General features: G+C 47.6%; 21 protein-coding genes and 4 tRNA genes. 11 read left to right on the forward strand and 14 right to left on the reverse strand.

The annotated features are described in order from the left end of the window. Position 1: 1 nt before the first annotated feature. Genes J3U76_RS00120 through J3U76_RS00130 form a run of 3 tightly spaced genes read right to left on the reverse strand, consistent with a single transcriptional unit; the run spans position 2 to position 3,289 of the window. Entirely contained in the window at positions 2-1,315 is a 1,314-nt protein-coding gene (locus tag J3U76_RS00120) for an N-acetylmuramoyl-L-alanine amidase (protein WP_208003617.1), read from the reverse strand. Further along, positions 1,312-1,779, reverse strand: a complete 468-nt coding sequence (gene tsaE / locus J3U76_RS00125; RefSeq protein ID WP_208003618.1) for a tRNA (adenosine(37)-N6)-threonylcarbamoyltransferase complex ATPase subunit type 1 TsaE — start codon at positions 1,777-1,779, stop codon at positions 1,312-1,314. Before tsaE ends, J3U76_RS00120 begins: the two co-directional genes overlap by 4 nt. Further along, on the reverse strand, positions 1,745-3,289 hold the full coding sequence (locus tag J3U76_RS00130) for an NAD(P)H-hydrate dehydratase (protein ID WP_208003619.1): 1,545 nt from the start codon (positions 3,287-3,289) through the stop codon (positions 1,745-1,747). The genes tsaE and J3U76_RS00130 overlap by 35 nt, the downstream gene beginning before the upstream one ends. Here J3U76_RS00130 and queG point away from each other — a divergent pair. Together queG and J3U76_RS00140 are read left to right on the forward strand one after the other, a co-directional pair. Continuing rightward, positions 3,288-4,460, forward strand: coding sequence for a tRNA epoxyqueuosine(34) reductase QueG (gene queG, locus J3U76_RS00135; protein WP_208003620.1), 1,173 nt, complete (start codon positions 3,288-3,290; stop codon positions 4,458-4,460). The two genes, J3U76_RS00130 and queG, sit on opposite strands and share 2 nt — an antisense overlap. Positions 4,461-4,563: 103 nt before the next feature. Then, entirely contained in the window at positions 4,564-4,863 is a 300-nt protein-coding gene (locus J3U76_RS00140; RefSeq protein ID WP_208003621.1) for a hypothetical protein, read from the forward strand. Between the two features lie 193 nt (positions 4,864-5,056). On the opposite strand, the gene J3U76_RS00145 is transcribed toward J3U76_RS00140, so the two are convergent. From J3U76_RS00145 to orn, 5 genes are all read right to left on the reverse strand, one after another. After that, positions 5,057-5,132 (reverse strand) — tRNA-Gly (locus tag J3U76_RS00145). Positions 5,133-5,182: 50 nt separating this feature from the next. Further along, a tRNA-Gly gene (locus J3U76_RS00150) sits at positions 5,183-5,258 on the reverse strand. 140 nt (positions 5,259-5,398) lie between these two features. Next, positions 5,399-5,474, reverse strand: a tRNA-Gly gene (locus tag J3U76_RS00155). 54 nt (positions 5,475-5,528) lie between these two features. After that, positions 5,529-5,604, reverse strand: a tRNA-Gly gene (locus tag J3U76_RS00160). A 208-nt stretch (positions 5,605-5,812) separates the two neighbouring features. Continuing rightward, positions 5,813-6,358: an oligoribonuclease gene (gene orn / locus J3U76_RS00165; protein ID WP_208003622.1), complete on the reverse strand. Its 546-nt coding sequence runs from the start codon at positions 6,356-6,358 to the stop codon at positions 5,813-5,815. Positions 6,359-6,447: 89 nt separating this feature from the next. Here orn and rsgA point away from each other — a divergent pair, with 89 nt between their 5' ends. From rsgA to mscM, 3 genes are all read left to right on the forward strand, one after another. Beyond that, complete coding sequence (rsgA, locus tag J3U76_RS00170; RefSeq protein WP_208003623.1) at positions 6,448-7,485, forward strand: small ribosomal subunit biogenesis GTPase RsgA; 1,038 nt, start codon at positions 6,448-6,450, stop codon at positions 7,483-7,485. 51 nt (positions 7,486-7,536) lie between these two features. After that, the gene (gene asd / locus J3U76_RS00175; RefSeq protein ID WP_208003624.1) at positions 7,537-8,397 is read left to right on the forward strand and encodes an archaetidylserine decarboxylase; all 861 of its coding nucleotides are present in this window, start codon (positions 7,537-7,539) and stop codon (positions 8,395-8,397) included. A 61-nt stretch (positions 8,398-8,458) separates the two neighbouring features. Then, positions 8,459-11,797, forward strand: coding sequence for a miniconductance mechanosensitive channel MscM (mscM, locus tag J3U76_RS00180; protein WP_208003625.1), 3,339 nt, complete (start codon positions 8,459-8,461; stop codon positions 11,795-11,797). Positions 11,798-11,816: 19 nt separating this feature from the next. Here the strand turns inward: mscM and epmA are convergent, their stop codons facing one another. Together epmA and J3U76_RS00190 are read right to left on the reverse strand one after the other, a co-directional pair. Then, on the reverse strand, positions 11,817-12,791 hold the full coding sequence (gene epmA, locus J3U76_RS00185) for an elongation factor P--(R)-beta-lysine ligase (RefSeq protein ID WP_208003626.1): 975 nt from the start codon (positions 12,789-12,791) through the stop codon (positions 11,817-11,819). Positions 12,792-12,931: 140 nt separating this feature from the next. Then, a complete protein-coding gene (locus J3U76_RS00190) occupies positions 12,932-13,354 on the reverse strand; it encodes a VOC family protein (protein ID WP_243453958.1) in 423 nt (140 codons plus the stop codon). Positions 13,355-13,583: 229 nt separating this feature from the next. On the opposite strand from J3U76_RS00190, the gene J3U76_RS00195 reads away from it, so the two are divergent. Beyond that, positions 13,584-14,627, forward strand: a complete 1,044-nt coding sequence (locus tag J3U76_RS00195) for a GMP reductase (protein WP_208003627.1) — start codon at positions 13,584-13,586, stop codon at positions 14,625-14,627. A gap of 204 nt (positions 14,628-14,831) precedes the next feature. Here J3U76_RS00195 and efp read toward each other — a convergent pair whose 3' ends face one another. Further along, the gene (efp, locus tag J3U76_RS00200) at positions 14,832-15,398 is read right to left on the reverse strand and encodes an elongation factor P (protein ID WP_208003628.1); all 567 of its coding nucleotides are present in this window, start codon (positions 15,396-15,398) and stop codon (positions 14,832-14,834) included. A 33-nt stretch (positions 15,399-15,431) separates the two neighbouring features. On the opposite strand from efp, the gene epmB reads away from it, so the two are divergent. Continuing rightward, complete coding sequence (epmB, locus tag J3U76_RS00205; RefSeq protein ID WP_208003629.1) at positions 15,432-16,469, forward strand: EF-P beta-lysylation protein EpmB; 1,038 nt, start codon at positions 15,432-15,434, stop codon at positions 16,467-16,469. A gap of 19 nt (positions 16,470-16,488) precedes the next feature. After that, a complete protein-coding gene (locus J3U76_RS00210; RefSeq protein ID WP_208003630.1) occupies positions 16,489-16,797 on the forward strand; it encodes a hypothetical protein in 309 nt (102 codons plus the stop codon). 670 nt (positions 16,798-17,467) lie between these two features. Here J3U76_RS00210 and dusA read toward each other — a convergent pair. Next, positions 17,468-18,454 carry a tRNA dihydrouridine(20/20a) synthase DusA gene (dusA, locus tag J3U76_RS00215; RefSeq protein ID WP_208003631.1) on the reverse strand — a complete coding sequence of 329 codons (987 nt, stop codon included), beginning with the start codon at positions 18,452-18,454 and terminating at the stop codon, positions 17,468-17,470. Between the two features lie 134 nt (positions 18,455-18,588). On the opposite strand from dusA, the gene zur reads away from it, so the two are divergent. Then, positions 18,589-19,056 (forward strand): zinc uptake transcriptional repressor Zur, encoded by a 468-nt coding sequence (gene zur, locus J3U76_RS00220; RefSeq protein WP_208003632.1) that lies wholly within the window; start codon positions 18,589-18,591, stop codon positions 19,054-19,056. A 63-nt stretch (positions 19,057-19,119) separates the two neighbouring features. Continuing rightward, positions 19,120-19,992 carry a bile acid:sodium symporter family protein gene (locus J3U76_RS00225; RefSeq protein ID WP_243453959.1) on the forward strand — a complete coding sequence of 291 codons (873 nt, stop codon included), beginning with the start codon at positions 19,120-19,122 and terminating at the stop codon, positions 19,990-19,992. 51 nt (positions 19,993-20,043) lie between these two features. On the opposite strand, the gene alr is transcribed toward J3U76_RS00225, so the two are convergent. Both alr and dnaB read right to left on the reverse strand, forming a co-directional pair. Then, positions 20,044-21,132, reverse strand: a complete 1,089-nt coding sequence (gene alr, locus J3U76_RS00230) for an alanine racemase (RefSeq protein WP_208003634.1) — start codon at positions 21,130-21,132, stop codon at positions 20,044-20,046. Positions 21,133-21,141: 9 nt separating this feature from the next. Continuing rightward, positions 21,142-22,536: a replicative DNA helicase gene (gene dnaB / locus J3U76_RS00235; protein ID WP_208003635.1), complete on the reverse strand. Its 1,395-nt coding sequence runs from the start codon at positions 22,534-22,536 to the stop codon at positions 21,142-21,144. A gap of 234 nt (positions 22,537-22,770) precedes the next feature. On the opposite strand from dnaB, the gene J3U76_RS00240 reads away from it, so the two are divergent. Further along, complete coding sequence (locus J3U76_RS00240; protein ID WP_208003636.1) at positions 22,771-23,646, forward strand: Tim44 domain-containing protein; 876 nt, start codon at positions 22,771-22,773, stop codon at positions 23,644-23,646. Positions 23,647-23,718 lie beyond the last annotated feature (72 nt).

The following is a 23,718-nucleotide window of genomic DNA, read 5'->3' on the forward strand; positions in this document are numbered from 1 at the left end:
ATCAGCTCCTTGGAATATCCAGCACTTGGCCGATACGCACCACATCGCTTTTTAAACTGTTATGCCCTTTTAGTTGGGTCACGCTTACCCCGTAACGTTTTGCAATTAAGGATAAACTTTCACCAGTACGCACAGTGTGCTTTTGGGGCTTGCCCGCGGCTTTATTCGCCATCATGGTGCCACTAGGTGGGTTTTGGCGGTAATAGGACTTAACACCATCAAACACCGCCTGCGCCACTTTTTGTTGGTGCGATGCCGTTAACAACAGCCGCTCTTCTTGTGGGTTAGAAATAAAACCAGCTTCAATAAGTAGCGAGGGAATATCCGGCGATTTTAATACCGCAAGGCTGGCATGTGCAGGCTTGCTTTTATGCAAACGCACGACTTTGCTCATGGCAGACAAAATATGCTCACTAATGGCATAGCTATCGGCACGTGATTTATCCATGGATAAATCAAGAAAGGTACGGGTTAAATAAGGGTTACCGTCCGTTTGGGAGATCACTTCTCCCACACCACCAAGTAGCTCTGATTGGCGCTCTTGTTTTTCTAGCCAGCCCGCCATCTCACGGTTAGCACGGTTAGAAGACAATACCCAAACCGAGGCACCACGCGGGCCTCTATTGGCCACACTGTCGGCGTGAATAGACAATAATAAGTCGGCGCGGCCCTTACGAGCAATTTCTGAACGTTTATTCAAATTCACATAATAATCGCCAGTTCGGGTCATAACAGCACGCATACCCGGCTCTTTATTAATCAGCGCGGCAAGACGGCGAGAAATAGCCAAAGTCACGTGTTTTTCATGATTTTTTTTCGGGCCTACTGCGCCAGGATCTTCCCCCCCATGTCCTGCATCAATGGCAATTACTACCTCTCTTTGTCCCATGGGTGCGGGTTTACGTACAATAGGCTTACGTTGAAGATTAGAGTCGCTGTAAGGCAGGTCAATCACTAAACGATGGCCATAATCCCCCGCAGGAGATAAGGGAAATACCACAGGTTTAACGCTGTCTTTAAGTTCAAATACCAATCGGTAACTACTGGCCGTAGGGGGGGTACTGTTACGCACCTTAGTAATGAGTTCACTGGTGTTTTTAATAGCAGAAAACTTCACTCTATTTTTCGTTTGACGCAAGTCCACCACTAACCGATGGGGATCACTAAGCATAAAATACTCATGATCAGGGGCAGAGCTCATATCAAGTACAATGCGCGTGGTGTCTGGCGAGGGCCAAACTCGAATGCTTTCTAACTGATTAGCCCAGGCTGATACGCTGAACCAAAAACAGAAAAATATCAGTATCGCCTTCACGTGGTGAGTTTCTCCAATAGTGCAACCCCAACTGGGGTGTTCGCTTCAATCAACGCCAGTCGCTGCACGCCATCATAGTGTAATTTAATGTTCATATCTGGCGCAGGTAGCATACCTTGGCCACGCTCAGGCCACTCGACTAGACAAAGGCTGTCTGGGGTAAAATAATCACGAATCCCCATATATTCCAATTCTTCAGGATCAGCCAAGCGATATAAATCAAAGTGATACACCTGCCATCCCCCTACTTGGTAGGGTTCAACCAAGGTATAAGTGGGGCTTTTTACATTGCCTTTATGCCCAAGCCCTTGCACTATACCGCGGCTAAGAGTGGTTTTACCCGCTCCTAAATTGCCATGGAGATAAATCACTGTGGCGGCACACAAAGACTGCGCCAGCTTATTACCCAGCGCCAGCGATTGCTGTTCATCAGCGAGAGTAAGTTGTAAAGAGTCTGTGGTCATAGTCATCATCTTGATTGATTAGGCTTCTAAGTTGAGGCAATAAGTCTGATGCCAACAATCCCCGCATGCCTTGCTGGGTTGCGGCCATATCGCCTGCTAAAGCGTGTAAGCACACCGCCAATGAAGCGGCATTAAAAGTGGTGAGGCCCTGAGCCAAGAAAGTCCTAATTATACCAGATAACAAATCTCCCATCCCACCCGATGCCATACCAGAATTACCATAATGGCATAATCTGACATTGTGCTCATCTGCGATTAAGCTACCTGCCCCCTTTAATACCACCACAGCACCATATTGCTGCTGAATGGCTTGTACGGCCGCTAGCCTATCTGCCTCAATATCACTGACCTTACATTGCAACAGCGTCGCAGCCTCCCCAGAATGAGGCGTTAGCACCCAAGTTTTTTGTGCCGGCAGTGACCCACCTCGTTTGGCCAGCCACCATAAAGCATCCGCATCAATCACCATGGGTTGATTACTGGCAATAGCGTCATTAAACAGTGCTTGAGACCAGGAATCACGTCCCAAGCCAGGCCCCAGTACCAGCGCACCGGCCCATTGCCAATCTTCAAAATCAGGAAAGGCTGCTGTCATCAGCTCAGGCCTTACCATATTCAATAAATGTGCATGGCTATTATGACTCACTAGGCGCACCAAACCACTCCCACAGCGTAATGCGGCTTCGCCTGTTAACCGAATGGCGCCGCTCATGCCTTGATGACCACCAGCAACTAATACTCTCCCCACTTCACCTTTATGGGCGCCAGTGCGCCTAACTGGCAGGAGTTCTCGTTGTTGCTGCCAATGCATCACATTTGCTATTGGTGCCTGCCCCACTTCATCCTTAAACAAAGACTGCATGCCTAAATCAGCCAAAAACACTTTACCAGTTACATCCGGACCACGTGCTGTTAACAAGCCAATTTTTAATCCAATCACACACAGCGTCTGAGCTGCGGTTACCGCCTCGGTCAATATCTGACCGGTATCAGCACACAAGCCCGACGGTAAGTCGACTGCCAGTACCGGCGCCGAGTGTTGATTGATGGCACGAATGTGTCGCGCAGCGTCGGCGCTTAATGGACCTACTAAGCCGGTACCTAACAAAGCATCAATGATAAGACTCGCAGATGCTTGCACTGTATCGAGTTGGCTAATGGTACCGCCTTGTGCACAATATTGATCCCGCGCTTTGGCCGCATCACCCGTTAAACGCTGCGCGTCTCCTGCCTGTATCAGATGCACCTCTATACCGGCTTCTATTGCTAGTCGCGCAACCACATACCCGTCACCGGCATTATTACCGCTTCCCGTAACAATCCACCAGCAACGAGCTTGAGGCCAGTTAGCGCTTGCATGCTCAAACACCGCTTGACCAGCAAGCGTCATTAATTCAAATAAGCTAATGCCTGCTCGCTTGGCTGCACGACGCTCGCCCATTCGTATCTGCTCTGAAGACCACAAGCATTGTGTTAGACTATGGGATTTTTCTAGACTGATAATTTCCATGACAGCTCCCAATTTTGAGTCTTTAGCCCACGATATCAAGCTCTGGGCAGCAGAGCTAGGCTTTAACCAGGTGGGTATTACCGATACCGATTTAACTGCACATGAGCCCTTATTAGCCAACTGGATTAAGCAAGGTTACCACGGTGATATGGACTATATGGCTCGTCATGGCATGATGCGTGCTCGTCCTCATGAGCTATTACCCGGTACCTTGCGGGTAATTTCGGTACGCATGAACTACCTACCCGAGCAGGCCGCCATTGCCAGTGTGCTCAGCCAGCCAAATTTAGGCTATATCAGTCGTTATGCGCTAGGGCGTGACTATCATAAGCTAATGCGCCAACGCTTAAAAAAGCTCTCAGATCGCATTATGCAAAGTGCCCAACACTTGGTGGCTCGCCCCTTTGTTGACTCTGCCCCCGTATTAGAGCGCCCACTGGCAGTGAAAGCGGGACTGGGCTGGCAAGGTAAGCACTCACTACTTATTAACCATAAGCAGGGCTCATTTTTCTTTTTAGGCGAGTTACTGGTGAACTTACCGCTCCCCATCGACCAAGCCATCACAGAAGAAGGCTGCGGTAAGTGTGTGGCTTGCATCACCGCCTGCCCTACAGGCGCCATTGTTGAGCCCTATGTGGTGGATGCCCGGCGCTGTATTTCCTACCTCACTATAGAGCAAGACGGCCCTATTCCGCTTGAGCTGCGCCCATTAATGGGCAATCGCATTTACGGTTGTGATGACTGTCAGCTAATTTGCCCATGGAATAAGTTTGCTAATGCCAGCCAAGAGCCCGACTTTATGGCCCGCGATAACCTTCATGCTCCCGAGTTGTTGGCCTTGTTTGCTTGGAGCGAGCCACACTTTTTAAAACAAACCGAAGGTAGCCCTATTCGTCGTATTGGATATCGTCGCTGGCAGCGTAACTTAGCCGTTGCCCTTGGCAACGCCCCCACCAGCCCGGCCATTATATTGGCTCTTCAACAGCAATGTGAGCAAGCCAAAACCAAAGAGAAAGTGATAGATGAGATGGTACTCGAACATATTGAGTGGGCATTAGCGCAACAGCAACAAGGGCTTGCCAATATAGGCCGCAAAACCGAGCGTTTAATTCGGGCCGTAGATAAAGGCATGCCCAACCATGCACGCTTTATGGCAGCAGATAACACATAAATCGGCTCAAGCGTAAGGGCTAGTACAGTGACTTGATAAGGACGGCGAGAGGTCATAAGCTGACACTGATCGCTTTGTTTTTGTTGAGTTAAGGAGAGTCGGTATGTCTTTTCATTTAGAAAAACGGACCCTTTACACCCTGCTCGTCGATTATATGGCACAACAAGGCCAGCTTGTTGAGCAGGCGGCACAACAAAGAGCCGCCCTTGAAGATATTGAAGCCTTAATTGATTTTGCTTTATATCAAGCTGATATCGCCATTGATGCTGATGCTGCCAATAGGATCAGCCGCGTAGGCTTAGCTTGGTTAGATTATGCCCAAGCCCACCCAGATAACCCCCAAGGCTATGCCGAGAAAGCTAAAACCACACTCGAAAGTACAGCCACACCAACACGTAAATAATAGTAAGCAAAAACTAACCTTTTGCCACAGCCCTCAAAAGAGCGCGCAATAGAGAGACCATTCTGAAAAGCGTTTACTGGTAAGAGTTTGCCCATTTGAGCGAGGCGAGTCGGTATGTTCAGATAGGATACGAAACATTAATATTAAAAAGCAGGCATAAAAAAACCGACCATAAGGTCGGTTTTTTTTAATTTGGAGCGGGAAACGAGATTCGAACTCGCGACCCCAACCTTGGCAAGGTTGTGCTCTACCAGCTGAGCTATTCCCGCAATACTTTTCTTTTAAACACAAGTCTGGTTAACTCATGTTTTTTTCAATTTGGAGCGGGAAACGAGATTCGAACTCGCGACCCCAACCTTGGCAAGGTTGTGCTCTACCAGCTGAGCTATTCCCGCATGTAAACTGGTTGTCCGCTTTTGGGGTCGCGGCGACCCTCTTCAGCTTCAGCAAGGTTGTGCTCTACCAGCTGAGCTATTCCCGCGTTTTATATTTTTACTACTTTACAATACCGCTCTGGTAGCGTTATTGCTTAATTTGGAGCGGGAAACGAGATTCGAACTCGCGACCCCAACCTTGGCAAGGTTGTGCTCTACCAGCTGAGCTATTCCCGCATTTTAATTTCTTACTACTTTACAATACCGCTCTGGTAGCGTTACTGATTAATTTGGAGCGGGAAACGAGATTCGAACTCGCGACCCCAACCTTGGCAAGGTTGTGCTCTACCAGCTGAGCTATTCCCGCAGGGTCTTACTAATTTCATCTCACATAATCTGCATGAGATTATTTTGCTTCGCTAGCCAGCGGTTTTGGTTATTACCAGTGGCTACGGGATGCGAATTATACGAGGAGAATCCTTGAATGCAAGACCTTTTTTACTCTAGCCGACTACCTGGCCACTTTTTGGCTACTTTCTCGGCAAATATGCTTACACTGCGTAAAAAATAGCCATTTATATCTTAAATACGCTCTTACGGTAAAACTGCAGCTCCGCAATGGACTCACGAATATCATCTAATGCCTGATGACTGCCCTTTTTAGTAAACTGCTCTAATAACTCTGGCTGCCAGCGGCGCACTAGCTCTTTAATGGTGCTCACATCTATGCTGCGATAATGAAAAAAAGCCTCCAGCTCTGGCATATGACGCGCTAAAAAGCGGCGGTCTTGGCCAATAGTGTTGCCGCATAGAGGAGAAGTCTGCTCTGGCACCCACTGGCGTAAAAACGCAAGTGTTTGGCTAATGGCTTCTGCTTCGCATATTTGGCTTTTTTTAATACGCGCCACCAAGCCTGACCCAGTATGAGTGCGCACATTCCAATCATCCATTTTGGCTAATTCAGCCTCATTTTGATAAATAGCCAACACCGGACCTTCTGCCAATATATTCAATTCTTTATCAGTAATAATACTGGCGATTTCGATGATCTTATGTTCATCCGGCTCTAATCCGGTCATTTCTAGATCAATCCAGACCAAGTTTTCTGCATGTACGCTCATATTATCTCGCAAAGCTCAGTGGCAATAAGGACAAGTTGAAACAGGAAAGTGTATCATAGCCACTAATAAATGCAGATTTAGGGAATGTTATGGCCAAGAGAAAAAAGCTCAACAAAGGTCAGTCGCGCCGAGTCAGTGACAATCACAACCGCCGCCTAAAACGTAATGCAGCCGACACCATAGACGATAGTCAACTAGGCCCGCAGCAAGAAGGGCTAGTGATCAGTCGGTTTGGCCAGCATGCAGACATTGAAGATAGCGAACAACAAATCCACCGCTGTAACCTAAGGCGCACCTTAGGTTCACTGGTAACGGGCGATAAAGTCGCTTGGCGACCAGGCCTAGACACCACGCAAGGCATTAGTGGTGTGGTAGAAGCTGTGCACCCGCGCACCACAGTGCTGACCCGCCCAGACTTTTACGACGGCGTTAAGCCGGTGGCGGCTAATATTGATCAAATTGTTTTAGTGTCTTCTGTGTTGCCTGAGCTGAGCTGCCATATCATTGATCGTTATTTAGTGGCAGCTGAAGATGTCGATATGCCGCCCATGATAGTGCTAAATAAAGTTGATCTACTCAATGATGAGCAACGCACACAGGCCGACAGCCAGCTACAGCGCTACCGTGATATTGGTTATCAAGTTTTGTATGTCAGCTGCGATACCGGTGAAGGAGTGGCGCAATTAAAACAAGCTCTTAAAGATCACACCAGCATCTTTGTTGGCCAGTCTGGCGTGGGCAAGTCATCCATAGTGAATGCGGTGATGCCAGAAGTGGCGGCTATTACCGGTGCCGTATCTGATAATTCAGGGCTGGGGCAGCACACCACTACCACGGCTCGGCTATACCATTTTCCCTCAGGTGGCTCATTAGTAGACTCACCGGGAATTCGTGAATTTTCACTTTGGCACTTAGCGCCCGAACGCGTCGCTTGGTGTTTTCGTGAATTTAGAGAATACTTAGGCGGCTGTCGCTTTCGCGATTGTAAACATGGCGCAGACCCCGGTTGCCTATTACAACAGGCCAAAGACGAGGGCAAGATTCACCCTGAACGGCTAGAGAGCTACCATAAAATTATGGCGGCCATGGCAGATAAGCCTACTCGTCATCACCCTAATTCGCTTTAATTTGGCTCACCCTAATACTAACAATAAAATAGAGATCTTGGACGCATATCAATGACCGACAATTTGAAAATTTTACTGCAATATTTACTACCCAAACATTTGGTGTCTCGTTTAATCGGACGTTTGGCAGCCAAAGAAGGCGGGCGCCTTCCACAATGGCTAATCGAGCGTTTTATTCGCCAATATAAGGTCGATATGAGTGAAGCCTTACACGAAAACCCCGCAGACTACCCAAGCTTTAATGCCTTTTTTACTCGCGCTTTAAAGCCCGACGCTCGCCCAGTGGTCGCCGACGAGCAAACACTTGCGATGCCAGTAGACGGGGCCATCAGCCAGCTGGCGCCCATTATGCAAGGCCGCATCATTCAGGCCAAAGGCCACGACTACAGTGCTCGTGCATTACTGGGCGGCGACAAAACACTCGCAGCCCCCTTTATGGGCGGCGACTTTGCCACCATTTATTTGGCTCCTAAAGATTATCACCGTATTCATATGCCCATAGCTGGCGTATTAAAAACCATGATTTATGTGCCTGGCGACTTGTTTTCAGTCAACCCGCTTACTGCTTCTCGTGTGCCCGAGCTATTTGCCCGCAACGAACGTGTAGTCTGTATTTTTGACACCGCCGCCGGTCCTATGTCGTTGGTATTAGTGGGTGCAACCATAGTAGCCAGCATAGAAACCGTGTGGGCAGGCACAGTCACTCCTCCTGCAGGTAAGCGTATTCAGCGTTGGGATTATGAGCCTGAAACCGCTCCGCGTTTTGAAAAAGGTGATGAAATGGGCCGCTTTAAATTAGGCAGTACTGTGGTTTGTTTGTTTGCCCCCAACAGCGTTACACTGCCAGCAGATTTATTGCCTGGCACCCCAACACGTATGGGAAGTGCGTTTGGTCATATTAACCCGCATTAATGCAATGACTCGCGGCTACACAATAGCCGCGACTGACTGCTACTTATATTGAGAGCCTGCCGTGTTTGCGCCTATTCTGTTGTTGCTCGCCCTACTCTTTCCTAGCCCATTACTCGCCAACCTCAGTGTGGACGAGATTGAAACTCGGTTAAGTGAAGTCCCTGAGGGCGAGCAAGCCGAGTTAAAAAAACTCCGTGAAGACTACAACCAAGCCTTACAGCTGGCTCGCGAGGGTGTGCGCTATAAAGAACAAGCTGCTCGCTTTAAAGCCTTTATGGATAATTATCCGGCTGAAATAGAAAAGCTAGAACAACAACAAGCTAACCTCCGTCCACCTAACTTAGATTATATTACTGAGCTAAACGAAGATGGTATTCAGCAGGCTCTAGTAGAAGCGCAAGCACAGCGCTTAGGATTAAGACGACAACGCGAAGAGCTGACCAATTCGCTTAACTTACAAGAACTAAGCGACGGTGGTTTACATGATTTACTCGATACGCTGCGCCAAGAGTTACGTAACACCCAACAATCACTCGACAGATTACAACTTAGCGAAACCCGTACTCGTCAAGAAAATGCGGTACGCACTCTTATTCTCGCTCGCGAGCAAAGCCTACAATACCGTATTCAAGCCCTAGAGCTTGAACAACTCTCTGCAGGCAATAAAGACAGCATTAACCGTATTAAGCTTGCGATATTACAGCAACAAATAACCCATATAGATGCCACTATTGAGGCACTACAAAATAGACAAAACGACTTACGAAGAGCCAATACTGAGGCCACCATTGCCGAAAGTGAGCGCCTACTCAACCAGGTTGAATCTGATTTTACCTTGCTCGTTGAGTTGCAAACAGCAAACCAGCGCTTGTCTGCGCAACTAAGCAAAAAAAGCCGAGAAGTAGAAGCCTTACAGCTTGAGCATCAAAAAGTGGAGCGCACCGCCTCAGAGCTTGCCGACATGCAAATGAGCCTAAAGGAGCAACTTGAGTGGCTACAAGTTAGTCGTGGCTTTGGCGAGAATTTACGTAGCCGATTAAGTAAATTGCCCGCCATCTATTCGTTAAAGCAACTTGAAGCGCAAATTGTGCAAAGCCGAGTCGATAAATACGATTATCAAGAATCGCTTAGCAATTTAAAAAACGGTCATTATCGCACTGAATTATTACTCAGCGATAAAGCACAAGGCATTACTGATTTACAACGTTTACACCTAGGTGAGCTACTGGCCACACAACAACGGCTGCTTACACAGTTAGTCAGTGCCCTTGATAATCAAATACACGAACAAACGCGATTAAAAGTCGCCTACAACCGTCAAAATAATCAGTTGCAAGAAATACATACTTTGACTGATGAGCGGCTATTTTGGCTACCTGACCTTAGGCCCATAGGAGGCCAGTACCCAAGCGCATTAGCCGATACCGCCAGCTGGTTGTTTAACTTATCGACCTGGACTGCGCTATCACAAACATTGCTACAACAAAATACTACCAGCTTAGCGTTATACGGCTTCAGCTCTGCGTTAATTATTTATCTATGGCTATTAAGTCGGCGCACCTTACACCGCTATTTAGACAGAATCAGTGCCCATATTGGTAAGGTGACACAAGACAGGTATGACTACACCTTTAACACCCTAGTGTTGAGCATATTAACGGCACTGCCTTTACCCGCATTGCTTTCTTTGTTTAGTAATACATTGGATTCACCTTGGGCGCCGCCTATGGTGACAGCGCTTGCTCATAGTTTAAAACAACTGATGCTACCGGTCTTTATTTTGCAAGTGGCGGGTAATTTAATGATGAGTAAAGGGCTCTTAATTGCACATTTTAACTTGCCTCACGATCAGGTTAGGCGTATCTGGCGACAGTTTCGTAACCTAATGCTGCTATTAATTCCCGCATTATTAGCCTTTTACTTAGTACGAGACTATAGAGAGTTCTCTTTATACGACACCCTAGGCCGCTTAAGCTTTATGGCTATTGGTTTATTCACCAGCGTATTTTGTTGGCGCATGTATCGAGAAGACTTACCTTTGCTGGTCTCTCCTCCTCGCCAAGACCGCTTAACCCTAGTCAATCATTTGTTATGGGCTATCTTAATTCTTGCTCCTCTAGTTGCACTAGTTGCCACCTCAATGGGCTACCTCTATACCGCCCATACTTTACTGCGCCAACTGGAAGTCTCGGTGCTCGTCGGTATGGGTTTTTTAATGTTCTATTATATGGTGCGTCGCTGGATGCTGATACAGCGCCGTCGCTTAGCCTTTGAGAGAGCCAAAGCAAAGCGCGCAGACATTCTCGCCCAGCGTAAAGAAAAAGGGGATGACACCACAGACACCCATACCAACCCTGAAGCGGAAGCGGCGGCAGTGGCCGAGGTCGATCTGGATACCATTAGCGCCCAATCTCTTGGTTTATTGCGCTCCGCTCTTATGCTGGGTTATTTATTAAGCTTGATGCTGCTGTGGTCAGAAATTAACAATGCTTTTAGCTTTCTCGATAGCATAGAAGTATGGCGAGTATCTAGCTCATTGGCTGGCGAAGACGCGCTATTACCTATTTCACTTAAAGATATGGTGATTGCCCTTTTTGTAGTCATACTCACTTGGATCACTGCCCGCAACCTACCCGGCTTAATGGAATTAAGTGTCTTACAACATTTAGACTTATCGCCCGGCACCGGCTTTGCCATTACCACACTGTCTAAATATATCGTATTGATCATCGGGGCTTTTACCACCTTTGCTATGCTGGGCATCGACTGGTCTAAAACCCAATGGCTGGTGGCGGCACTTTCGGTGGGGCTGGGTTTTGGCTTACAAGAAATTTTTGCCAACTTCGTTTCAGGGTTAATAATCTTATTTGAAAAACCAATCCGCATTGGCGATACAGTGACCATTCGCGAGCTAACTGGCACCATTTCTAAAATAAAAACCCGTGCTACCACCATAGTCGACTGGGATAGACGCGAAATTATTGTGCCTAATAAAGCCTTTATTACTGAGCAATTTGTTAACTGGTCTTTGTCTGACGCCATAACACGGGTACGACTTATGGTGCGAGTGCGCCTCGATGCCGATATTGAGTTGGTACAGCGCATTACCTACGAAGCCATTGCTGAGTGCAGCCATATTTTGGATACCCCTGCCCCTGAAGTCTTTTTAGTGGAGCTAACCGATTCGGCATTGGTCTATGAGGTGCGTGTTTATGTAGAAGACATGAGCTATCGCATGCCCATGACTCATGATTTACATAATCTATTATTAACCCGACTGCGCGAGCACGACATTAAAATCCCCCATCAACAGGTGGATATTCGGCTACTCGGCCAGCAACCACTCGCGACTATGCAAGAGAAAGTACAAGGTGTTCAGCATCCAACACCCAGCATTTAGTACAAAGTAAGTGCTGCGCTTAAGCTCGAGTGACCGGAAAGGCAATCACATCCGCTAATTGTTCCGCACCTGAGGCCAACATCAACAAACGATCAATGCCTAAAGCGACCCCAGCGCAATCGGGCAAGCCTTGAGTTAATGCCGCCAATAAATACTCATCAATCGGTCGCGTAGCTAACCCTCTGGCTTGGCGTGCTTGATTATCTTGCTCAAAGCGCGCGCGCTGCTCTTTGGCATCACTTAGCTCATTAAAACCATTGGCCAACTCTATGCCTTTAAAATACACCTCAAAACGCTCGGCGACTCGTGCATCATGTGGGCTAATACGGGCTAATGCCGCTTGGCTGGCAGGAAAATTATACACAAAGCAGGGGCTACTTTGACCAATATGGTGCTCAACGCCTAAGGCAAATAATAACTGTAAAATAGTATCGCGATCAGCTTCTTGCGCCAATAAATCATCGGCACCTAAACCGCTCCCTGCATGGCGCAATGCATCGAGTGAGGCTGTGAGCGGACACACACCTAACACCTCAATAAATACATCTTGATAGGTAATGCGGCTCGGGGCTTGTGTATTAAGTACTAGCGTGAGCAAATCGGCCATTTCATCCATCAACTGATGGTGATCAAAACCGGGCCTATACCACTCAAGCATGGTGAACTCAGGGTTATGTAAGCGCCCCGCCTCTTCATTACGATAAGCTTTGCAAATTTGATAAATAGCACCATAACCTGCCGCAAGCATGCGCTTCATGTGGAATTCTGGTGAGGTTTGCAAATACAAATCAAGCCCTTTGGCCATGCCAGGGCCAACAAAGTGCGTTTGAAAATTATCTAAATGCACATCGGTCACACCGGCACTGGCCATGGTGGGGGTATCGACTTCTAATACTTGGCGCTGTGCAAAAAAGTGGCGAATAAGCGCTAATAACTGGGCGCGTTTTTGTAACAGCAAAAGCGAAGCCGTTGGCTGCCAAGCAGGTGAGTTCATGGTGTTCATCCCCAAAAATAGGGGCATATTACGCTTAACTCGCCATTAAGTGAACGAACCATCAGACGAAGAAAAGTCGTAACGTCATAAGCTGCCCGCTTATATCTCAAACGCTGAGTGTTTCTCTGCGACTAACAGGCTTAAAGCTTACCGCTGTCCGAAAGAATGCCTTTTAATTCTACTTGGTTGCCTTCTGGATCATAAAGATACAACGACAAGCCCTCGCCTTGTGCACCATAGCGCATAACTGGCTTTTCGCAGATCACACCATTTTTTTTCAAATGAGCTCTTAGGGCATCTGGCTGAAAAGGATCGATAAGCAGGCAAAAATGATCGAGGTTAGCTTTACATTGCTCAGCCGGATCGCCATCGCCACCTAATGGGCCGTTAATATCCACCAAGTCGATCAGTTGCGCCCCTGCGCGTAATTGATACAAACCAATGTCTGACTTTTCTCGCTCTAGTTGGCAACCTAGTACACGACAATAAAAATCTAACATCCGCTCTGGATTACGTACTCTTAATACTAAATGGTCTAAACCTATAACAGTAAATAATGCCATTGGTCTTTCTCCCTAACACCAAACTCAACCCTAGCATGACTGAACATTGTACAAAATAACAGCAAAAGTCCCCTTGCTTAGCGCTTAGTTGTTAAATAACTGTCATTATTTCCTGATTAATAGGTCAAGATAGTTGCAAAAAAATTTCAAAAACCTAGAATGCTGAAAACCGAGGGCCTAAGAAACCCTCGGTTTTTTTGTGCCTGTCACTTACTGAGGTAATACCATAATGCGTATCGAAGAAGACTTAAAGTTAGGCTTTAGCGACGTACTTTTTCGCCCTAAACGCTCTACCCTTAATAGCCGATCTCAAGTAGAGCTCAACCGCGAATTTGTGTTTAAGCATTCAGGTCGTCGTTGGTCTGGCGTGCCCATTATTGCTGCTAATATGGACACGGTAGCCACCTTTACTATGGCTCAAACGCTTGCCCAACATCAGATCCTAACTGCCGTACACAAGCATTACTCTGTGGACGAGTGGCAGGCATTTGTTAATGCACAAAGCAGCGACGTGTTAAAGCATGTCATTGTTTCTAGCGGCATTTCAGACAAAGAGTTTGAAAAACTCCAACAGGTATTAGCCCTGTCTGATGAGTTAAGCTTTATTTGTATTGATGTGGCCAACGGCTACAGCGAGCACTTTAGTGCCTTTGTTAGCAAAGTGCGCAAAGAGTGGCCGAAACACACCATTATTGCTGGTAACGTAGTGACCGGCGAAATGGTAGAAGAGCTGATTTTATCCGGCGCCGACATTGTTAAAGTTGGCATAGGTCCTGGCTCTGTTTGTACTACTCGCGTTAAAACTGGCGTAGGCTATCCGCAATTATCAGCCATTATTGAGTGTGCCGATGCCGCGCACGGCCTAGAAGGTCAAATTATTGGTGATGGCGGTTGTACCTGCCCAGGTGATGTCGCCAAAGCCTTTGGTGGCGGTGCCGACTTTGTGATGCTAGGTGGCATGTTAGCTGCACACGAAGAGTGTGGCGGTGACTTAGTTGAACGCGACGGTAAAACCTACATGAACTTCTATGGCATGAGCTCTTCTAGCGCCATGGATAAGCACTCTGGTGGCGTGGCTAAGTACCGTGCAGCAGAAGGCAAAACCGTTGAAATCCCCTACCGCGGCCCAGTTGAAAACACCATTCAAGATATTTTGGGTGGCGTGCGCTCAACCTGTACTTATGTGGGCGCGGCTCGTTTAAAAGAGCTGACCAAACGCACTACCTTTATCCGCGTACGCGAGCAAGAAAACGTCGTATACGGTAAAGAGTAAAAAAGCTATCAGCGGTAAGCCTTCAGCGGTCAGAAAATCACCGTTATCTGTCAGCAACCGGGCTCATTATAGGCTCGGTTTATATTGGTCCCCGAGCTCACAAGACGGGAGTTTTGTTTGACTTACAGCTTAAAGCTGATGGCTTACAGCTGCTTTACAATAAAAAGGCGCCCAAAGGCGCCTTTTTTATTTTAAAGCCAAAGCTTACTTAACGCGTGATACGTATTCGCCAGAGCGAGTGTCGACTTTCAACACTTCGCCAATTTGAATAAACAGCGGTACACGTACCACAGCGCCCGTGCTCAAGGTTGCAGGCTTGCCACCCGTGCCTGCGGTATCGCCTTTTAAACCGGGATCTGTGTCTGTTACTTCTAACTCAACAAAGTTAGGAGCCGTTACAGAAATAGTGGCTTCATTCCACAAAGTTAAGGTACATACGTCCTGCTCTTTTAACCACAGTTTAGTATCACCCACGGCTTTTTCATCGGCAGCCAGCTGTTCAAATGTGTTGTTATCCATAAAATGGTAAAACTCACCATCGTTATATAGATACGCCATTTCAACATCAACCACATCGGCCGCTTCAAAAGACTCACCCGATTTAAAGGTTTTTTCTAACTGTTTGCCATTAAGCAAACGGCGCAGCTTAACGCGGTTAAACGCTTGGCCTTTACCTGGTTTCACAAATTCGTTTTCAAGAATTGCGTAAGGCTCACCGTCTAACATAATTTTTAGGCCAGAACGGAAATCATTGGTACTATAAGAGGCCATATCACCCTCGTTAGTTTGACAGAGTTGCAGAAAATGCCGGCAATCATACCCCTAAAGCAGGGGAATTTACATATAAACTGGCAAAAAGAGCTGAGCCAGGCCTTTACCACTCCACAACAGCTGCTAGATTACTTACAGTTAGACCCCGCGCCTTGGCAGTCGGGCTTTAGCGCTCGGCGCTTATTTGCGATGCGAGTGCCTCAGCCTTTTGCGGCTAAAATGCGCAAAGGTGATGCCGAGGATCCCCTGCTTCGCCAAGTACTGCCATTAGCAGCCGAGTTTGATCAAGTGCCGGGCTTTGTGACCGATCCTCTCGAAGAGCACGACAGCGCCCTGCCAGGCTTACTGCATAAATACCGCTCTCGAGTATTACTGGTGGTGCGCGGCGGCTGTGCCATTAACTGCCGCTACTGCTTTCGCCGGCATTTTCCGTACGCAGATAACAGCCCCAATCAAGCCGGCTGGCAAACCGCTTTAAGCTATATCAGCGAACACCCCGAGATCAACGAAGTGATCTTATCAGGGGGCGATCCCTTAATGGCCAAAGACGCCCAACTAAGCACATTACTCGATGGCATAGAAGCCATCCCTCATATCAAGCGCATACGCATTCATACTCGCTTACCTGTGGTAATACCCGCGCGCCTTACTCAAGACTTATTAACACGCCTTACCAAGAGTCGCTTGCAAGCGGTAATGGTATTGCACGTTAATCATGCCAATGAAATTGACCAAGATTTAAGCAACAGGCTTAACCATTGGCGCACCGCTGGCATAACATTGCTTAATCAAAGTGTATTATTGGCAGGAGTAAACGACAGCAGTCAGGCATTATGCAAACTGTCGGAGCGTTTATTTGAAGCCGGCGTTTTACCTTATTATTTACACCAGCTCGATAAAGTAGCGGGTGCCGCACATTTTGCTGTAGATGACGCCAAAGCCGGCAGCTTAATGGCTAATATGCTGGCCGAGCTTCCCGGGTTTTTAGTGCCCAAATTAGTGCGTGAAATTGGTGGCGAACACCATAAAACCCCTATCGATCTAGGCCTAGCGCCACAGTCACTACGTTAAGATTAACAAGGTCAATATCATGAATGATTCAGTAACTAATAAACTCAACGACACCTTAAAAGATTTGTATCACCAAGCCATTGATGCCGACAAAAAACTGGCGCAATTGCGCAGCAAAGGCCAAGCCAAGTTTAGTGCGGTATTACGTGAAGACAGTCAGTTTATTACTCATGCCGACCACTTTATGCCCTACGTTGCAGAGCTGGCTGAAGAGCTAGAAATATTACTCACCGCCACCGAAGAAGAGTACCAAGATTTGCTATCGCGCATGGTGCACAAAATTCAATTACTAGCCGAAACCCTCAGTCAATTTATGCGCGTGTCTTAAAAAACAGCCATACGCTCTACGCTGACCGCTGTACGACAAACCAAACCTTTAAGCCCTTTTCGGGGAGCTGTCAGCCATCAGCGGTCAGCGATCAGTTAAAGAAAAAGCGCTGTTTTCTGTAGTCCCACGCTCTAACAGACAGCTTTGAGCCTTACGCTGACCGCTGTACGAAAAAACCAAGCCGGTGTTTGTCTTGAACGTACGGCATTGTTTGTGCCGTCATCCTGAACTCGTTTCAGGATCTCGATTTGTCTTTAGGCGTTAAACATAAAAACGAGATACCGGAGCACGTCCGGTATGACGGCAAAAAAACAGCCATACGCTTTACGCCGACCGCGGTACGAAAAAACCAAATCAGTTCATCTTTCACGTACGGCGTACAGCGTTAAGCGTACGGCTGCAGTTAGATGGATTGCCGCGTCGTTGCACTCCTCGCAATGACCCAAAGGCAATGATGAATGTTGGATTTTGAATGTTGAATTAACTGACAAACACTCAATTCTGCTATCGCCCTTACGCTGTCATTGCGAGGCACGAAGCAATCCATTTCAAAAGAGAGCGCTACGTCTAACCTACGCTCGGGATCGGTTTGCTCTTTTAAGCTGGGCGCCGAGCGCTGCTTTCTTTAACTGATAGCTGACGGCTTAAAGCTGACAGCTACCCGAAGGGATTAGTCTATGTAACAAAACTCTGGCACTTTCGCCATGGCCGCTTCTACTACCTCGGGCCCGGCGCCTTTTTTGTGGGCATTTTCGCTTAAATGGCGGCGCCATGCTCGTGCGCCGGGTAAGCCTTGAAAGATCCCCAAGGTATGGCGAGTAATATTACCTAAATAAGTATCTTGGCTTAATTGCTGTTCAATATAAGGTAATAACTGACGGATCACCTCATGGCGGCTGGGTATCTCATTGTGCTCATTAAACAATGTCCCATCTACCTGTGCCAAAATATACGGGTTTTGATACACCTCACGCCCCAGCATCACGCCATCGAGCTGCGCAAGATGCGTGTCCGCTTCAGCCAAGGTTTTAATGCCACCATTCACCGCAATGGTTAGCTCAGGGTAATCACGCTTTAATTGATACACACGTTCATAATCCAGTGGCGGCACATCACGGTTTTGCTTAGGGCTTAACCCCTTTAACCAAGCCTTGCGCGCATGCACAATTAACGCATCCACTTTAACGTCGACCAAGCCATCTACGAGCGTACATAAAAACTCATAGCTGTCTTGCTCATCAATACCAATGCGTGTTTTTACCGTTACCGGAATATCCACCGCCGCCTTCATGGCTGCCACACAGTCTGCCACCCGCTTGGGCTCTGCCATTAAACAGGCGCCAAACATACCATTTTGTACACGATCAGACGGGCAGCCCACATTTAGGTTAATTTCATCATAACCACGCTGCTTGGCCAAAGTGGCACATTCCGCCAACGCCACTGGATCACTGCCCCCTAGCTGTAATACCAGCGGATGCTCTTGTTCATTAAAACCAAGGTAATCGCCTTTGCCGTATAAGATAGCGCCTGTAGTAACCATTTCTGTATATAACTGAGCATGGCGACTCATTAACCGATGAAAATAACGGCAATGACGGTCGGTCCAATCCAACATGGGGGCGACAGAAAAACGAGCAGAGGGATAATGATTCATAAAGACGATAACTTATTAGCGCACAAAGAAGGCCATTATACCCAAGCCCGCGCACAGTCCCAAACTTGTTTAGAGGAAGCGCTCGCCGGCTATGGTAATATGATCGCTGAAATTACAGAGGGTCGTCTTGGTTTATGTCCATTCAACACCAGCTTGAACGTGCCGATTTATTGTGTAAGCAGCGCGGAGTACGCTTTACACCCACTCGGCGCAATGTGTTTACACTCATTGCCAGCTTTCAGGGCGCGGTGAGTGCCTATGATTTATTAGATAAGCTAAAAGAGCTAGAGCCTAATGCGAAACCGCCTACTGTGTATCGCGCACTAGACTTTTTACTCACTCAAGGCTTTATTCATAAAGTGGAGTCACTTAATGCGTTTTTGTTTTGCGAGCATTTTGATGAAGACCACCCTATGCAGTTATTAATTTGTAATGGCTGCGGGTTAGTGGTTGAGCTACATGATGCGGCCATTCACCAAGCCTTTGAACAACAAGCTAAACTAAATGGCTTTGCCATTATTAGTCAGTCTATTGAAGCCCACGGCCAATGCCAGCAGTGCCAAAAAATAGCCCCCAATACCCAGCATCAAGTGCCAAGCTAACCCAATATTGTTACTTAGCCCCGAGCTTAACGCTATTTTATATTTATTGAGATGACCTTAGCTATGCTTACTTTTTTATTGCCCCTCTCTCTTGCGCTAATGACATTGGTAATGGGGATGACGCTGGAGTTGTCCCATTTTAGCCGACTGCGCAAACAGCCACGGCCACTATTAATGGGACTACTCATGCAGTGGTTGTTATTACCTCTACTGGCATGGGGGCTAATTATATTCTTGGCCTTACCACCATCCATAGCCGCCGCCTTAATTTTGATTAGCGCCGCCCCGGGTGGTGCCACTTCTAATATGTTTAGTTTTTTAGCCAATGGCGACAGTGCCTTATCGGTCAGTTTAACGGCATTAGTTGGCTTATTAGCGCCATTTTGGATGCCTTTTGCCGTGATGTTGCAACTGTCTTGGCTAGGCGTAGCTGCCGACACTTTTGCACTCCCCTTGGCCCAAACCATAGCGCAGTTAGTACTCATTTGTATTGTTCCCGTCGTCATTGGCATGCTGATCCGCCGTCACTTTCACGACTGGGTTATCCGTTATCAACCACGATTTAAACAATTAAGCGGCTTATTGTTTATGCTGGTGCTCGCAAGCCTGGTTACCCACAACCTGCCTAAACTGCCTTCTCTATTTAGTCATGCAGCAGTAGCCATGTTGTTACTCGCAACGCTAGCCTTAGCTTGCGGCTATTTGGGTGCCAAACTGGTGAGCTGTTCTGCATCTAGCTGTCGGAGTTTGGCATTTGAGGTAGGCATTCAAAATGGTGCAGTGGCGATTTTAGTCGCCTATACCCAGCTAGGATCAGATGAATTAGCCATGATGGCGCTGCTATACGGTATTGTAATGAATCTGCCAGCACTGGCATTATTAGCTTATTTTAAAGCGAAAAAAGTGCCCGATACGCAAGCGGCACGAGAGTGTTGAATGCTTACTTTTAAACAGCACTCAACACTCAGCTAAGCGCTTAGCGCGCTATTAATCCACGTATTCAAGTTTAGGTCTTGCGGTGAGGCGAGTGACTAACTCATAGGCAATGGTACCCACATGGCGAGCCACTTCTTCTGCGGCTAAACCATTGCCCCACAAAATGACTTCATCCCCCACTTGCTCAGTGCCCTCTGGCCCTAAATCAACGGTGGCCATATCCATGGCAACTCGGCCCACTAGTGGTACCCGACGGCCATTAACTAGCACAGGTGTGCCAGCCGGCGCCATTCGCGGGTAACCGTCACCATAACCGACCGCAATCACGCCAATACGCGTATCTCTTGGGCTTACCCAGCTGGCACCGTAGCCAATCGGCTCACCGGCTTTATGCTCGCGCACCGCAATTAAGCTACTGGTAAAGTCCATTGCGGGGCGCAAACCAACATCGCTGCCTTGTTGCTCAGCAAAAGGAGTAATGCCATACAGCATGATACCGGGGCGAATAAAGTCGCTGTGTGCTTGGGGAAAGGCCATCACACCAGCCGAATTACATAAGGCGGTATGCCTGACTTTGCCAGCGGTGGCTTGTTGAAAGCGCGCAATGGCCGTTTCGGTAATGCTACGCTGCTCAGGCTCGTCAGCTTGGGCAAAATGCGTCATGGCATTCACCGGCTGCACCACTTGTGTAATCGCGTTCACCCGTGCAAATACCGCATCGGCTTGCTCTGGGCTAAAACCAATACGGTGCATGCCCGAGTCTATTTTTATCCATGCGGTGATGGGAGCGGCAAGCGGCGTGGTCTCTAGCACCGCTAATTGAGCAAACTCGTGGATACACACCTGAAAATTATTAAGCGCGGCAAATTGTAGCTGCTCGGCATTTAAGAACCCCGACAACAGCAGAATCGGCTGCTTAATGCCGGATGAACGCAACTTTTGTGCTTCTTCAAACCGGGCAACGCCAAACATATCTGCTAATGGTTGCAATGCCGATGCAACCATCAAATCACCATGCCCATAGGCGTTCGCTTTTACCACAGCAATGGCTTTTGCCGAGGGAGCTAAACGCTTAGCCTGTTGTAAATTATGCTGTACCGCCGACAGACTGATGCGAGCAATCGCCCCGTGTGCATCCATCTCAACTCCTTAATATTCATCATCAAATGCAGGGCCGGCATAGTTATCAAAGCGTGAAAACTGCCCCTGAAACGTCAGTCGTACCCGGCCAATAGGTCCATTTCGTTGCTTACCGATGATGATTTCGGCGATGCCTTTCTCTTCGCTATCGTCGTGATAAACCTCATCACGATAAATAAACATGATCAAGTCGGCATCTTGCTCTATTGAGCCCGATTCACGTAAGTCTGAGTTAACGGGTCGTTTATCAGCACGCTGCTCTAGACTTCGGTTTAACTGAGATAAAGCGATGACAGGTACCTCTAACTCTTTTGCCAACGCTTTAAGTGAGCGAGATATTTCAGCAATTTCCAGTGTTCGATTATCCGCTAAGCTGGGGACCGTCATTAGTTGCAAATAATCAATCATGATCATACTAATGCCGCCATGCTCACGGGCTATACGCCGCGCGCGCGAGCGCACTTCTGTCGGCGTTAGGCCCGATGAATCATCAATATACAACTGACCTTTCTCTAACAGCATCCCCATAGTAGAAGACAACCGAGCCCAATCTTCATCATCTAATTGCCCGGTTCGGATTTTGGTTTGATCAATCCGACCAAGCGAGGCAAGCATCCGCATAATAATCTGCTCAGATGGCATTTCCAAGGAGAATATAAGAGCAGGTTTGTCTTTTGTGAGCGCGGCATGCTCACAGAGGTTCATCGCAAAGGTTGTTTTACCCATAGAAGGTCGAGCAGCGACAATAACAAGATCTGAATCCTGAAAACCCGCCGTCATTTTATCCAGATCTTTGTAGCCCGAAGAGACACCCGTCACCCCGTTATGAGGGCTCTTATAAAGCTCTTCGATACGGTCAATGGTGTGTTCTAATAACGCCCGTAACGGCTGCGGACCTTCATTAACATTGGTCCGACTTTCGGCAATGTTAAATACTTTAGTTTCTGCCAAGTCTATTAGGTCATCGGCATTGCGCCCTTGGGGATCAAAACCCGACTCCGCAATATCATTCGCTACCGCTATCATTTCTCGCACCAGCGCACGCTCGCGCACGATATCGGCATAGGCACCAATATTAGCGGCACTGGGCGTATTTTTAGCAATTTCAACTAAATATGAAAAACCACCCACAGTATCAAGAGACTCATGGCGTTCTAATTCTTCTTGTACGGTAATTAAATCAATAGGGTTATTTAGCTGCGCTAATCGATGTATGGCCTGAAAAATAAGGCGATGAGGTCGACTATAAAAGTCGGGCTCTGCGACTTTTTCCGCCACTCGATCCCAAGCGTTGTTATCCAACAGCAAGCCACCCAGCACAGATTGCTCCGCCTCAAAAGAATGAGGGGGCATTTTTAGCTGAGCTACAGCTTGATCAGTTTTGGTGGCGTTTTTTTCGCTCATCTATTTTCTCTCTGCAGTTGTCTATAACGAGACTGTCTATAGCAAGGTATAAAAAGCGGCTACATACATTGAATTACAATACTGACATTGTACATGTGATACCTCAGTCTTGGCATCTTGATACCCCAATACATTCTCAATGGATAATTAGATATTCCGCTGAATAAGTGAACAGTAGTTGACTTAACATGCCCCTGCTTTAGGATGTGCTCTTCGTTACTTAAGGAAGCTAACATGCGCAAACTTCTTACTTTATTTACTCTTATCTTTGCCGTTGGCATTACTGCCACAGCATTTGATGCCGAAGCTCGTAAAATGGGTGGCGGCCGCTCTTTCGGAAAATCGTTTAAAACGGCCCCAGCACAACCCGCTAAACAGCAAAACACCGCTAACCAAGCTGGCCAAACTCAACAACCGAAAAAAACCGGTGGTATGGGTGGCATGATGGGCGGCCTACTGGGCGGTTTATTAGCCGGTGGTTTATTTGCCGCCTTGCTAGGCTCAGGCGCATTTGAAGGCTTTCAAATGATGGACTTCTTATTGATCGCCGGTCTCGCGTTTGTCGCCTTTAAAATATTTAGCGCGTTACGCAAAGGCAAAGCCCCCACATCAAGGGCGGCATACAGTGGCCCTCAACAATTTGAAGCACCGCAACAGCCTGTTACCCCTATGTCGGCATCGCCTGCAGGTGCCAGCGGCGGTTTTACCCCCTCAGATGTTCCCTTTAACCTGCCTCCTGGTTTTGACATGCAGGCCTTTCTACAAGGCTCTCGCGAGCATTACCGTACTTTGCAGGATGCGTGGAACACCAATGATCTAGAGAAGATCCGTGAATACGTGTCACCGGCGTTGTTTAACGACTTAAGCCAAGAGCGTGCAACCTTAACCGGTGATCAGCATACTGAAGTGATGTTTGTTGATGCCGAGCTGGTACGTGCCGATCACACCTCTTATCACGCCCAAGTCAGCTTAAAGTTTAGTGGCCGCTATCGTGATAGCCAAGAAGCCATTGAGCAAGATATTAACGAGATTTGGCATCTTGAGCGCGATTTAACCACCGAAAATGCCCCTTGGCTAATCGTTGGTCTAGATGAGAACAACAATGCCTAAATAGGCGTTATAAACGAAGACAGAAGGCGCCTCAAGGCGCCTTTTTTTGTGCCTAACGTTAGGCTCTGCTTT

The organism is Oceanisphaera pacifica, assembly GCF_017498065.1.
Taxonomy (GTDB): Bacteria; Pseudomonadota; Gammaproteobacteria; order Enterobacterales; family Aeromonadaceae; genus Oceanimonas; species Oceanimonas pacifica.